Origin of the sequence: Phytoactinopolyspora halotolerans, from assembly GCF_010550675.1 — a bacterium.
GTDB lineage: Bacteria > Actinomycetota > Actinomycetes > Jiangellales > Jiangellaceae > Phytoactinopolyspora > Phytoactinopolyspora halotolerans.
In genome coordinates this window covers 19,004-31,405 of record NZ_JAAGOA010000033.1, presented here as the reverse complement: position 1 = coordinate 31,405, position 12,402 = coordinate 19,004, and the positions used below count along the sequence as shown (strand labels likewise).

Sequence of the window (12,402 nt, the reverse complement as noted above, 5' to 3'; positions counted from 1 at the left end):
CCGAGTGTCGACAATGCGGCGCGGGCTCCGTCCTGGATACATCAGCGGCCACCCCAGGCCGAGAACGACAATGGGAGGAATCGCCGTGCAACCGAACCAGATCACCGAGGTGTTGAACCGACCGCTCAGTAGAGAACTGTTGGCTCGCGACGTGACCCGATTGGCCTACGTCGCCACGGACGGTACACCGCGGAATGTCCCGATCGGGTTCGCCTGGAACGGCTCGGAGATCGTCATGTGCACGTCGAAGAACGCTCCGAAGCTCCGCAGTCTGGTTGAGAACCCGATGGTGGCCCTGACGATCGACACCGAGGTGCACCCGCCCAAGATTCTGCTCATCCGGGGTCGGGCGGAGCTGGACTTCGTCGATGGCATCCCCGACGAGTACCTCCAGCCGAACAGCAGCTACACGATGACGCCCGAGCAACGGGTCGAATGGGAGGCGGAGGTGCGTTCGCTGTACCGCGACGGCATGGTCCGGATCGTCGTGACCCCGACGTGGGCGAAGCTCATCGACTTCGAAACGACGCTGCCGAGCGCGGTCGAAGAGCTGATCCGGCAGCGGGAGGAGCGTCAACACCGCTGATGTCGTCAGCTCTCCGTCGCCGCACCTCGGGCACGGGTCAGGCCGACTGTAGCCCCGGGTGCTCTCGTTCGGTGATGAAACTCGCGCGGGTCGCCACGGGTGCGCCGGGTTCGCTGACGTAGGGGAGCACCCGGAAGTCGGTCTGCCAGATGTCCCTGGTCACGTGGCAGCGGAAGTAGCCACGATGGTTGTTGAAGAACTTGATGTGCGGGCTCTCGCTCATGATCGTCCTGCCACCGGAGTTCGAGTCCGAGCCGTCGCCCGTGGAGGTGATCGAGGTCCCGACGAATTCGACGCCGAAGGTCTCCGACGACTGATCGTAGAAGTCGGTCTTCAGGTCGGCGGCGTAGTTACGGTGAGCGTCGCCGGTGAGTACGACGGGCTGAGACGGTCGGCGCTCGATGATGCCGTGCACGATGCGGTCGCGCGACGCCGCATAGCCGTCCCAGGAGTCCAGGTAGTTGCGCTCCGGCGGCCCGGCGGCGGAGTCGCGTTGGGCGAAGAAGATCTGCTGCGCCAGTACGTTCCACGCCGCGTCCGAGCGGGCGAGGCCGTCCAGCAGCCACGCTTCCTGCTCGGCCCCGGTGAGGGTGCGCTCGGGGTCGAAACGTTCCTCGCAGCCGACCTTGGTGCCGTCGCCACAGGGCTGATCGGACCGGTACTGCCGGGTGTCGAGCACGTGGAACGTCGCTAACCGGCCCCAGCTGAGGCGGCGATACAGCTGCATGTGGATGCCGGACGGCGCCGACGAGTGGCGCAGCGGCATGTTCTCCCAGTAGGCCTGTGCCGCTGCCGCCCGGCGGCGGAGGAACTGCTCGGGCGTCTGTCCGTCGTTCTCCGGCACCTGGTCCGCCCAGTTGTTGTCGATCTCATGGTCGTCCCAGGTCACGATCCACGGGGCGACGGCGTGCGCGGCCTGCAGATCGGGGTCGCTCTTGTACTGCGCATACCTGATCCGGTAGTCGGCCAGGGTGTAGGTGTGGCCGTTGGCGAAGGTGCGGACATTGCCGGTGGGGGACTGGTACTCGTGCGGCCCGTGCTCATAGATGTAGTCGCCCAGGAACACCACGAAATCGGGGTTCTCTTCGGCCATGTGGCGATACGCGGTGAAGTATCCGTGCTCGTACATGGCGCACGACGCCACCGCGAAGTTCAGCGCCACGCTGGAACGGTCTGGGGGAGCGGTCTGCGTCCGGCCGACCGGGCTGATGGCGTCGCCGGCCCGGAACCGGTAGTAGTAGTCGCGGCCGGGGCGCAGCCCGTCGATCTCGACGTGTACGGAGTGCCCGAGCTCGGGTCGGGCCACGTACGTTCCTTGTTGTTCGACACTGCGGAACTGTTCATCCCGCGCCACCTGCCATTGCACCTCAAACGGGCGCGCGGGCATGCCGCCGCTCCCGTCGGCGGCCAACGGGTCGGGCGCGAGCCGGGTCCACAGCACCACACCGCCGGGAATCGGCTCGCCCGACGCGACACCGAGCGTGAACGGATCCGCACCGGTCGGCGCGCCAGTGCCGGCCATCCGGACCAATGCGGGCAACGACGCCGTCGTCGCGGCTGCCACGACGCCTGCTCCGGCCAGGCTCAGAACGCCGCGGCGGGTCAGATGTGCCTGCATACCAGCTCCAGTCGTCAGTGGGTGGCCTGACGATACGACGGCGAGTCCGACGCCCCGGTAACGTCTGTGCCATGTCTCGGCCAACGACGTCTGAACGCGCGGTGTGTCGCGGACGCATGGCCGCAACAGCGTCGATCAGCTGACACGACGGTTGCCGCTGACCGGCATGAGAAGTCAACAAGTAAACACTATTGACTTGTGGCGTAGCGCTCGTCCATGCTCTGGAGCATGAGTAGTGCATCCGGCCAGTCCGCGTCCGGGCAGCGTCCGCTGACCGCCGTGGAACGGGCGTGCGCGGCGATGGTGCAGATGCTGGACCTGGGCGAGTTCCAGCCCGGCGAGCGGCTCCCTTCGGCCGACGCCATCGCCAAGCTGCTCGGCGTGAGTCGGCCGATTGCGCTCCAAACGCTGCGCGTACTAGAAGGATGGGGCCGCGTGCACGTCCGTCGCGGCAGTGGTGCGTGGGTCGCACCGCTGTCGGTGAGCAACGCGGACGTCCGCCGTGCCCGAGTGTGGCGAGATCGCGCGGAGATCCTGCAGATGTCCGCCATGCGCGAGATGCTGGAGGTCGGTGTGGCACACCGGCTGGCGACCGTCGGGCTGGCCGAGGAGGGCGCGGCGAAGGCACGGTGGCTGATCGAACAGATGCTGCTCGAGCGCACCCGGGAAGCCTGCCGGCCGCTCGACAAGGAATTCCATGATCTCTTGGCGCGCAGCGTCGATCTGCCGATCGTGGCGGACACACTGCGCACGGCGCGGGCGCGGACGGCGGAGGCCTTCGAGTTCGTGGAGTGGCCGGAGAACCGGGTGCAGGCGTCGCAAGTCGAGCATCGCAGGCTTTTGGACGCCATCGTGGCTCGGGATCCGGAAGAGGCGTCACGGGCCGCGCGGGAACACGTGGGCGTGGCCGGTCGGCTGCTCGAGGAGCTGCTCGGCGGCGACGGGACAGGCGTGCTGCGGTCCTCTCTTCCCCATCAGGCGACGGACCCAGACGGGGCCGTGCTGCTGGATCCGGCGAGCGCGACCGCGGACGGCGCCACCCGCGGCCCGTCCAGCGAGTCCTGAGCACGGGCGACGGTGAGAGGAGCTCGGAGTGGGCGCCAGGCCGATCCAGACGGAGGACCTGCTCCGGGCGGTCACGATCGCGGAATCGTCGAACGGTTCACCGGAAGTGGCGATCTCGCCGGACGGGCGCCGGGTGGTGTTCCGTCGCCGGGAGGGCTTCCCAGCGGAGAACCGGTACCGTGTCGACCTGTGGACCGTCGACATCGCCGTCGGCAAGGCTCGCGCATTGACGTCGCACGAGTTCAGCGTGCATCCGCATGCCGTGCTCGGCCCGTGCTGGAGTCCGGACTCGACGTGCGTGGCCTACGTCCTGCCGGGTGCGCCGGCGCGTCGTATCCGGCTTCTCCACGTGGACGGCGGTCAGCAGGACTTCGCCATCGGCTCAGGCGCGGTCGTGACCGGAGTGGGCTCTTCGGTGCTGCGATGGTCACCGGACGGCAGACTGATCGCGTTCGTGCGGGGCGCCGATGAGGGCAACGTGCCGTCACACCCGCTGCTGGCACCTGAGGGTTCGTATCTCGACGACGACGTGCGGCACGGTATCGAGATCGACCTGGCCCGTGGATCCACGCTGGGATGGCAGGTGCCGCCACCCGTTCAGTCGCTGTGCGTGCTCGATGTCCAAACGGGGCGGGTCAGTCAGCTCGGGCCGCGGACGCTGAACGTCACCGGATTCGACTGGTCGCCGGACGGGCGCAGGCTGGTGGTCGCGGGTTCGACCCAGCACACGGGGCCGGCTGCCGACTCTCGGTCCGACCTGATGATCGTCGACGTGGCGTCCGGAGAGCTGGAACCGTGCCTCGATCAGCCTGGCGCGGACGAGCATCCGGTGTGGTCGCCCGACGGCGAGTGGATCGCGTTCGTCTCACATCGGGGTGAGCACACGTGGACCGTGGGCGGAGTGCCCGCGGTGATCCGGCCGGACGGAAGCGCGTTGACCTATCCGGCGCGGGGGTTCGAGGAGCGGCTCTTCGACGCCGGGAACATCTTCTGGTCCGCTGACTCGTCCGCGATGTTCGTCGAATACCCGTACCGGCTGGGACGGCACCTCTTTCGCGTTCCGCTGCGAGAAGGCGACCCGGTGCAGGTCACGCCACCCGGGGATCACTGGCACTCGTCGTTCTCAGCATCGTCCACCGGGCGGGTGGCGTTCGTGCGGGAGAGTCCGGTGGATCCGCAGGAGGTGTGCGTCGCAGACCTCGACTCGACCTCGCCACGGCCCGTGACACGGCTCAACGGACATCTCGCCGACCGTATCCGGCCGAGCGTGCGGCATCTGAGCTGGCGCAGCGCCGACGACCGATTCGACATCCACGGGCTGCTGATGCTTCCGCCGGACCATGCGGACGGCCGTCGGTACCCCTTGCTCGTCGAACTCGTCGGCGGACCGACCATGGTGCCGGCCGCATTCGGCAGCTACGCCTTTCCCGTCCTGGCCATGGCCGCTCGCGGCTACGCGGTGTTGGTGCCCAACACGCGTGGCCGCCCGGGCTTCGGGGAGACGTTCGGCCGGGCGATCGCCGCCGGAGACGCGGAGTTCGCTGAGCCCTGGCGCGACGCCATGGGCGGCGTCGACCTGGTGATCCAGCAGGGCTGGGCGGATCCACAGCGGATGGGCGTCATGGGGCACAGCTACGGTGCGCTGCTGCTGGCGTACGGGCTGACCCGAAGCGACAGGTTTCAGGCCGCGGCCTTCCACGAGGGCGCGGTGGACACCTTGCGCACCATGGCCTTCCAGTGGGATAGCCCGGATAACATCGCGCGGTGCCGGGAGAACACGGGCCGCGGCTCGCCGTTCGAACCTGCGGAGCGCGATGCCATTCTCGCGGAGTCCCCGTTGCACCACGTGCATCGCATCCACACCCCGGTGCTGATCGAAAGCGGTGAGCTGTCGCCGGCGGCGATGGAGGCGGCGATCTTCGCCAACGCTCTGCACGATCGGGGCGTCCCGATGGAGTACGTCGTATACCCCCGCACCGGACACGTCACCGACGAGGTGGCGCTCATCGCGGACGACTACCGGCGCGATGTCACCTGGTTCGACTATTGGCTCCGCGACGTCCCGCTCACCGATCGGGTGAAGCAGCAGCGCTACGACGAATGGAAACGATCCATGCGCGCCAGGGCCGCCGCCCAGGCGCTTGATGAGCCCGTGCACACCACCACACGGAAGGACCCACGGCGATGAGCACCGAGCAGCGAGTTGCGCACCCCAGGCTTCTGACCACGGGCGCCACGGCGGCGCTGGCCGGCACGGTGGTGCTGGTAGCCGCGGCTTGCGGCACCACCACGTCGTCTACGCCGGAGGCGACCGGCGATCCCGTCGATGCCTGGACGTCGGGCATCACCGATTCCGAGGTTCGGATCGGGTTCGAGTACTTCGGGGAAGGCAACGGGCGGGCGACGGATGAACCTGACCTGGCATCCAACCCCACGGCAGCGTACGTGGAGGCTCTGGTGGCGCACATCAACGACGACGGCGGAATCGGCGGGCGGGAGATCGTGCCGGTCTGGCACCGGATCCAGCGCGACGCTACCTCGGCCGACGTAGAGGAACAGGCGCTGTGCACCGACTTCACCCAGGACCGTCCGGTGTTCCTCGCGGCGGCGGGAGATACCGACATCACCCGCAGGTGCTTTGCGGCTGAGGGCGTGCCACACGTGGTGACCACGGCGTCCGCACCGGCGTCCACGTTCGACGACGATTCGTACCTGGTGAGCGCACCCACGCTCAACCTGACCAGGTTGATGCGCACGCAGGTGGAGGTGCTGGCCGGTCATGGCTTCTTCCAACCGGACGCCACGATCGGGTTCTTCAGCTTCGACGCGCCGGAGTACGTCGACGCGCGAGACCACGGACTGGAACCCGCTCTCGAGGAAGCAGGGCTGACGATCGCGGAGGAGGCACTGATCACGCGTCCGGAGAAGCCGGAGGACGTGGCTGACACGCTGGCGCAGGTGGCCGGCGCCGTCCTCAAGTTCCGCGACGCCGGCGTGGACCATGTGATCTTTCTCGGCGGTTCCCCGCAGTTCATGATCGACGCGCAGAAGCAGGGCTACCGCCCCCGATACGCGATCTCCAGCTGGGATTATCCAGCCAGCCTGCATGAGTCGGGCGTCCCTGTCGAGCAGCTCTCCGGTGCGGCGGGCGCCGGCTACAGCCCGGCGCGGGATGTCGCCGACCGGGAAGCAGCCATGCAACCTCCTGCGCGGCAGGAATGCCTGGACATCCTGGCTGCACAGAACCTCCACCCGGAAACCGCGGCCGACGAGGCCGACATGCTGTCCCGCTGTGACCAGCTGTTCCTGATCAAGGCGGCGCTCGAGGCGGCGGAGGAACCGGCAAGCGGACATGCCTTCATGGAGGGGATCTCCGGCCTGGGTGACTCGTTCTCATCCGCGTCGACCTGGGATACCCGCTACGACGAAGCCCATCGGGACGGCGTGGCCAGCGTGATGTACCTGGAGTTCGCGGACGCGTGCGAGTGCTTCCGGTATGCCGGCGATGCGATCAGCGTCGAGTGAGGCGGCGGGTCCGGTATCGACCGGACGCGCACGCAGAACGGGGGCGAGGGGCTCGCGGCGGGCGGGCTGCGCGGCGCTGGCGCTGCTCGCGCTGGCCGTCCCGGCATGCGGCGGGCGCGACCTGCTCTTCGTTCAGGACGACCGGCTCACCGTGCTCGCACCAGAGAACCGGGCCTCGGCGGAGCTGCCGGTCTCCGTGCGATGGCGGATCGACGACTTTCGGGTCGTGTCTCCGGGATCGGCTCCCGCTTCGCCGGATGCCGGGTTCTTCGGCGTGTTCGTGGACCGCGCGCCGATCCCGCCGGGCGAGACCCTAGAGGAGCTGGCCGCTGACGACCCGGAGTGCGTGCGGATCCGGTCCTGCCCGGACAGCGAGTACTTCGCGATTCGCGGCGCCTACACCACAACCGACACCAGCTTCACGCTCGACTCGATCCCGCGGATCGGCACCGACCACGGTTCCGATGTGCACACGGTGACCATCGTGCTATTGGACTCCGAGGGGCGCCGGATCGGGGAAAGCGCATGGTATGCGGAGTTCACCCTCCCGAATGAGGACGGCCGATGAGTGAATCCGACGGCAGATCAGTCGATCCGATCAGCGAGATCGACCACACCCGGCAGCGTGTCCGTGACCGGGCTCTGGTTCAGCTCGGCGTGGCCGGCGACCGTGAGACCGGCCGGTTCCTCGATGTGCTCCGCGAGCGAGACCTGCGCCTGTATCCACTGGTGGCGCTCGGTTTGTTATCCGTGGTGGACACGTTCCACGGATTCGTGTTCAGCGTTCTGACACCGGAGATCAGCGCCACGCTCGGGCTGAACGTGGGAACGATCGCCGCCGTGGTGGCGGTCTCCGGGTTCGCCGCCGCGGTATCCCCGTTGCCGATCGCAGCGCTATGTCAGAATAAGGCCCGCCGGGCGCTGTTATGCCTGGTCACGGCCTTCATCTGGAGTGTGTTCACTCTTGCCACCGGGTTCGTGGTGTCCCTGGCCGGGCTGGTGCTCGTCCTGGTCGTCAACGGGTTGACCACGGGCAGCGTGACCACCTTGCACACGCCGTTGCTGATGGACTCGTACCACCCGCAGGCGCGTGTGCGGGTGCTGTCCGCGTACGCCGCCGTGGGCTCGGCTGGAGCGATCGCTGCTCCGTTGCTGGTCGTCGCGTGCACGGGCTGGTTCAACCTGACCTGGCGTGGCGTCTTCGTCGTCCTCGGCCTGATCTCGCTGGCCGTGTCGATCGCTGCGCTAAGGCTGCGAGATCCGGGGTTCGGGGCGTGGGACACCCAACGGGTCCGTGCCGCCGTCCGTGACCGCGATCACCAGGCCGGAACCGATTTGCGTCCCGACACCCACGGCATCCACGAGCCGGATGTGTCTCTGCGGTTCTGGGAGGTCTGCCGTCGCTTGCTGATGATCCGCACCACGAGGCGACTGCTGATCGGCTTCTCCATCTTCGGTGTCCTGACCGTGCCGATGGCGGTCTTCTTCGCGTTCTTCCTCGACCGCCAGTGGGACCTCGACCCCACCCAGCGCGCTCTGTTCGCCGGCGCGCAGGCGTGCGTGTCGATCGTGGCCCTGGCCGTCTACGGCAGCCGGGGAGAGAAACAGTTCCGGAAGAATCCAGCCGTGCTACTGCGCAATACCGGCCTGTTACTCGCAGTGGCGCTGTGCTGCATCGTCGTCGGAGCCCTGGCCCCGAGCTTTCCGGTGATGGCCGCACTGTTCTGCGTGTCATCCGCGATCGTCAGTGTTCTCGGTCCCGCGCTCGGCATCGCGATGATGTCGATCACGCCGGCGGTGATGCGTCCACATCTCGGTGCGCTGACCGGAATGGCAGTGGCGTCCGGCGGTCTCGTCGGCGCGCTGTTCCTCGGTGGTATGGAGGAACGCTTCGGCATCGCCGGTGCGATGGTCGGCATGGCGGTACCGGGCGTCCTCGGAGCCCTGGTGATCAGCAGTGCGGGACGGTTCATCCGCGAAGACCTGGAGCGCATGATCGATGAGGTCGTCGAGGACGAGAAGCTGAAGGAGATGACCGCGGAAGGGTCCGGTCTGCCGCTGCTGGCCTGCCGGAGCGTCGATTTCGCGTACGGGCAGGTCCAGGTCCTGCACGGTGTCGACTTCACGGTCGCCGAAGGGGAGATGGTGGCGCTGCTCGGCGTGAACGGTGCCGGCAAGTCGACGCTCCTGCGCGTCATCTCCGGGGTCGGTCTCCCCAGCCGTGGATCGGTCCGGTTCCGCGGTCACGACGTGACCTACATCGACGCCGAGCGTCGTGTCTCGCTCGGGATGACCCAGATCTCCGGTGGTCATGGTGTATTCGATCGGATGACCGTGGAGGAGAACATCCTGGCGTTCGGGTACACGGCGGCGCGCGGCCGACGCCAGCTGGCACGCATCGTCGACGAGTGTTTCGACCGCTTCCCGCAGCTGGCCCAGCGGCGAACGCAGCACGCCGGCACCTTATCCGGGGGCGAGCAGCAGATGCTGGCGTTGTCCAAGGCGTTGATCTTGCGACCGCGGCTGCTGCTGATCGACGAGCTCTCGCTCGGACTCGCTCCCGTCGTGGTGGGGGAGCTGCTGGACATGGTGCGGCGCATCAATGCCGACGGGGCCGCCGTGGTGCTCGTCGAGCAGAGCGTCAACATCGCGCTCAGCTTGGCCGGTCATGCGTATTTCATGGAGCGGGGAGAGATCCGGTTCGACGGCCCGAGCGCTGACCTGCTGGCACGGGAGGACCTGCTGCGCGCGGTGTTCCTGAAAGGTGCGGCCGCGGGTGAGGTGAGCCAGGCGTGAGCGCGGCTCCCGTCGTCCTCGGGCTGATCATGGGCCTGATGTATGGGCTGCTCGGCGTGGGACTGGTCTTGATCTATCGCACGAGCCGAGTGATCAACTTCGCGCACGGCCAGGTCGGGGCGTTCGCGGCGATCCTGTTCGGCCTCGCCGTCGTCCGGTTCGGTCTCCCGTACTGGGTCATGTTGCCGCTGGCGCTGTTTCTCGCCGGCGTGATCGGCGCCGCGGTCGAGGCGGTGGTGGTGCGTCGGCTGCGGCACGCGCCGCGGCTGATGATCGTGGTCGCCACCCTGGGTGTCGGGCAGTTCCTGGTCATGCTCGGGGCGGCGCTGAATCCGGACGCGCTCGGTCTCGCGTCGGATTCGTACTTCCCGAGTCCGCCCGGGCTGCCCACGTTCGACCTGGGCGCGCTGCATATCGACTCCGCGTATACCGGAATGATCGTCCTCGCGCCCGCTGCGGTGATCGGGATCGCCGTCTTCCTCCGCCGCTCTCGCTTCGGGCTCGCCGTGCGCGCCGCGTCGTCGAACCCGGACGCTGCCCGGATGGCCGGCATCCCGGCGGCTCGCATGTCGGCTCTCACCTGGGGGATCGCGGGTGTGCTGAGCGCGCTGTCCGCGATCCTGACCCAGGCCGCCCGGGATTTCACAACCGGCGACTCGTTCGGGCCGAATCTCCTGCTCCGGGCGCTGGCCTGTGCGGTGCTCGCGCGCATGAGCAGCCTCCCAGCGGCCTTGTGTGCCGGGGTGGGGTTGGGGGTGGTGGAGCAGGTGCTGCTGTGGAACCATCCCCGAGCCGGTGTGACTGACGTGGCGTTACTGGTGATCATCCTGGTCGCGTTGCTGCTGCAGCGCCGGCGAGGCGGCCGCGAGGAGGAGAAAGGCTCGTGGGCGGCGGTGCAGGCAGTGCGCCCGTTGCCGCCTGCGTTGCAGGATCGGTGGCTGGTTCGCCACCTTGGCCACGTCGTCGCCGCAGGGGCGGTCGTGCTGGCGGCGACGATCCCGTTCGTCGCGTCGGAGTCGGACGCCGATCGCATCAACGGGATCATCGCCTTCATGATTGTCGGCTTGGCCGTCGGACTGTTGACCGGTCTGGCTGGGCAGCTCACCCTGGGTCAGTTCGCCGTGGCGGGCGCGGGTGGGCTTGCGTCGGCGGTCGTCGCCGGCGCGACTGGGAGTTTTCCGACAGGCCTGCTCGCTGCCGGAGCGACGGCGGGCGGCGTATCGGTGTTGCTGGGCCTGCCGTCGCTGCGGGTGCGCGGGCTGATGCTCGCCGTGACCACGCTCGCGTTCGCGGTGGCCGCTCCCACCGTGTTCGACGGCATGCTGGGATCCGGTCGCGATCCCGGGCGGCCGGTCCTGCCGGGTGGCGACGCGCTGCGTACTGGGACCGAGTACTACTGGTTCACGTTAGGCCTGCTCCTCGTCGCACTGTGGCTGGCGCATAACGCGCGGCGGTCCGGCTTCGGACGACTCCTGCGAGCGGTCCGGGACAACGAGGAATGCGCACGAGCGTTCTCGGTCCGCTCGTCGCTGGTCAAGTTGCGGGGGTACCTGCTGAGCGGGTTCATCGCGGGCTTGGGTGGCGCCGCCTACGGCCATTCCCTGATGCGCATCGATGGGGGCACATTCCCGGTGACAGCCAGCATCGACCTGGTGGTCATGGTGGTGGTGGGCGGGGTCGCCGTGCTTTACGGTCCGATTCTCGGCGCGCTGCTGGTATTGGGGCTGCCGGCCTTCGTCCCGTTGGATGCAGCAGGCCTGGCAGCCACTCAGCTCGGTCTGCTGATCCTCATTCTCTACGTTCCGGGTGGCCTGGCGCAGCTGGCCACTGCGTTGCGGGACCGAGTGGTCGCTGGGCTCGCGCGGGTATACGGCGTGCCAGCTGTGGACACTGTGGGTGCCACCCATGGCGAGCCTGAGACGCCGCCGGGCCGGGCGACGTTCCGGGTCGCGACGAGCGCCGTGCGGGCTGACCGGGACGTCGCGACCGTAAGGGAGCCGCTGCTGGTGGTCCGCGATCTCCACAAGAGCTACGGCGGTGTGCAAGCGGTGGCCGGGATGTCGTTGACCGTCCAACCGGGCGAGACGGTGGGCTTGATCGGGCCGAACGGTGCCGGCAAGACCACCCTGTTCGAGCTGATCGGCGGGTTCGTGCGGCCCGATTCGGGGAGCGTCCGGTTCGGCGGACACGACGTGACCGGTGATGGGCCCGAACGACGAGCGCAGCTCGGGCTGGTCCGCTCGTTCCAGGACGCCGCGCTGTTCCCGACCATGACCGTCGCCGAGTGTGTGATGGTGGCGCTGGAACGGACGCATCCCACCCGGTCGATGGCGGCGATCGCCGGGCTGTCCGGCGCGGACCGACGGAAGACGGCACGCGCTGACGAAGTGATCCATCTGATGGGGCTGCAGAGTTTCCGGGATGTGCCGGTCCGGCAGCTGTCCACCGGTACCCGCCGCATCGCCGAGCTGGCCTGCATGGTGGCGCTCGAGCCGAGATTGCTACTGCTCGACGAGCCGTCCAGCGGCATCGCACAGCGGGAGACCGAGGCGCTGGGCGAAACGCTGATGAGTCTGAAAGCGCAGCTCGACCTGACGTTGGTGGTGATCGAGCATGACATGCCGCTCATCATGGGGATCAGCGATCGGTTGGTGGCGATGGTACACGGAGGTCAGCTCGCGGCCGGCACGCCAGATGAGGTGAGCGCCGATCCCGCGGTCGCCGACGCCTATCTCGGGCACGACAGCAGGGCCATTCATCGCTCCGGAGCGACGCCCGGGACGACATGAGCCGACGCCGTATCGCCAAGAAG

Annotated in this window: 8 protein-coding genes; 7 read left to right on the top strand and 1 reads right to left on the bottom strand. The window is 68.2% G+C overall.

The features are described 5' to 3' along the window. Positions 1–85: 85 nt before the first annotated feature. Positions 86–586 (top strand): pyridoxamine 5'-phosphate oxidase family protein, encoded by a 501-nt coding sequence (locus G1H10_RS29775; RefSeq protein WP_163744842.1) that lies wholly within the window; start codon positions 86–88, stop codon positions 584–586. Between the two features lie 37 nt (positions 587–623). Here the strand turns inward: G1H10_RS29775 and G1H10_RS29770 are convergent, their stop codons facing one another. Continuing rightward, positions 624–2,204, bottom strand: coding sequence for an alkaline phosphatase D family protein (locus G1H10_RS29770; protein ID WP_163744840.1), 1,581 nt, complete (start codon positions 2,202–2,204; stop codon positions 624–626). Positions 2,205–2,432: 228 nt separating this feature from the next. Between G1H10_RS29770 and G1H10_RS29765 the strand changes: the two genes are divergently transcribed. The 6 genes from G1H10_RS29765 to G1H10_RS29740 are packed head-to-tail and all read left to right on the top strand — an operon-like array spanning position 2,433 to position 12,379. Then, a complete protein-coding gene (locus G1H10_RS29765) occupies positions 2,433–3,269 on the top strand; it encodes a FadR/GntR family transcriptional regulator (RefSeq protein WP_163744838.1) in 837 nt (278 codons plus the stop codon). A 28-nt stretch (positions 3,270–3,297) separates the two neighbouring features. After that, positions 3,298–5,457, top strand: a complete 2,160-nt coding sequence (locus G1H10_RS34835) for a prolyl oligopeptidase family serine peptidase (protein ID WP_163744836.1) — start codon at positions 3,298–3,300, stop codon at positions 5,455–5,457. Continuing rightward, complete coding sequence (locus G1H10_RS29755; RefSeq protein ID WP_163744834.1) at positions 5,454–6,794, top strand: ABC transporter substrate-binding protein; 1,341 nt, start codon at positions 5,454–5,456, stop codon at positions 6,792–6,794. The genes G1H10_RS34835 and G1H10_RS29755 overlap by 4 nt, the downstream gene beginning before the upstream one ends. Next, complete coding sequence (locus G1H10_RS29750) at positions 6,775–7,362, top strand: hypothetical protein (RefSeq protein WP_163744833.1); 588 nt, start codon at positions 6,775–6,777, stop codon at positions 7,360–7,362. The genes G1H10_RS29755 and G1H10_RS29750 overlap by 20 nt, the downstream gene beginning before the upstream one ends. After that, positions 7,359–9,590 (top strand): MFS transporter, encoded by a 2,232-nt coding sequence (locus tag G1H10_RS29745; protein ID WP_163744831.1) that lies wholly within the window; start codon positions 7,359–7,361, stop codon positions 9,588–9,590. The genes G1H10_RS29750 and G1H10_RS29745 overlap by 4 nt, the downstream gene beginning before the upstream one ends. Further along, positions 9,587–12,379 carry a branched-chain amino acid ABC transporter permease/ATP-binding protein gene (locus G1H10_RS29740; RefSeq protein ID WP_163744829.1) on the top strand — a complete coding sequence of 931 codons (2,793 nt, stop codon included), beginning with the start codon at positions 9,587–9,589 and terminating at the stop codon, positions 12,377–12,379. The genes G1H10_RS29745 and G1H10_RS29740 overlap by 4 nt, the downstream gene beginning before the upstream one ends. Positions 12,380–12,402 lie beyond the last annotated feature (23 nt).

Coding starts and splice junctions, on each gene's coding strand:
- G1H10_RS29770 (WP_163744840.1), bottom strand. CDS start 2,204: ATGCAGGCACATCTGACCCGCCGCGGCGTTCTGAGCCTGGCCGGAGCA.
- G1H10_RS29745 (WP_163744831.1), top strand. CDS start 7,359: ATGAGTGAATCCGACGGCAGATCAGTCGATCCGATCAGCGAGATCGAC.
- G1H10_RS29750 (WP_163744833.1), top strand. CDS start 6,775: ATGCGATCAGCGTCGAGTGAGGCGGCGGGTCCGGTATCGACCGGACGC.
- G1H10_RS29765 (WP_163744838.1), top strand. CDS start 2,433: ATGAGTAGTGCATCCGGCCAGTCCGCGTCCGGGCAGCGTCCGCTGACC.
- G1H10_RS29755 (WP_163744834.1), top strand. CDS start 5,454: ATGAGCACCGAGCAGCGAGTTGCGCACCCCAGGCTTCTGACCACGGGC.